The 743-nt window shown below is 63.5% G+C and carries 1 protein-coding gene; it reads right to left on the bottom strand.

Annotated features, from left to right (window positions below; genetic code table 11):
- Window positions 1–629 (bottom strand): MBL fold metallo-hydrolase (locus EN893_RS36330; RefSeq protein ID WP_128362280.1); only part of this gene is annotated, 629 nt, incomplete at its 3' end.
- Window positions 630–743 lie beyond the last annotated feature (114 nt).

Below are 743 nucleotides of genomic sequence, written 5' to 3'. Positions count from 1 at the left end.
TGGTAATATTCACTGAGTTTGGCCAGCGCGCCATGGATGTAGAGCGGCCTGTCGTAGCCGGCGTCGCGCAACAGCCGCATCACCCTTTGCGCCTTGCCCAGCGCATAGGCGCCGACCAGATGCGAGCGCTCAGGGAACTGCGCTGCCGATTTCAGCAGGCGGGCGATTTCTTCTGTGTCGGGCGGATGGCGAAACACCGGCAGGCCGAAGGTCGCTTCGGTGATGAACACATCGCACGGGATCGGCTCGAATGGCGCGCAGGTTGCGTCCCTCTGCCGCTTATAGTCGCCGGAAGCGACGATGCGCGTGCCCTGATGCTCGACGGATATCTGCGCCGAGCCCAGCACATGGCCGGCTGGATGGAAGCTGACGCTGATGCCATTGAGTGCAATCGTCTCGCCGAGTTGTGCCGCTTGCGTCGTGCCAGCGAAATTCTCACCGTAGCGCAGGCCCATAATGTCGAGCGTTTGCCGCGTCGCCAGCACCGAGCGGTGGCCGGAACGCGCATGGTCGGAATGGCCATGCGTGATCAATGCCCGGTCGACCGGCCGGACCGGGTCGATGAAGAAATCGCCCGGCGGGCAATAGAGGCCCTCGGGCCGGGGATGAAGCAGGTCGCTGGCGCGCATGATCCCCCAAGATAGGATATAATTCCGCGGCGGGAAGCCTGTTGTAAGTCACTGCTGACTCCCGCATAGAGCACCGCCGGCTCGATCCGCCGGCAGGACCCATCGCCATGAAAC

This window comes from Mesorhizobium sp. M7A.F.Ca.CA.004.04.2.1 (genome assembly GCF_004022825.1).
Lineage (GTDB): Bacteria > Pseudomonadota > Alphaproteobacteria > Rhizobiales > Rhizobiaceae > Mesorhizobium.
The sequence above is the reverse complement of the archived record's forward strand: the minus strand, read 5'-3'. Positions and strand labels throughout refer to the sequence as shown.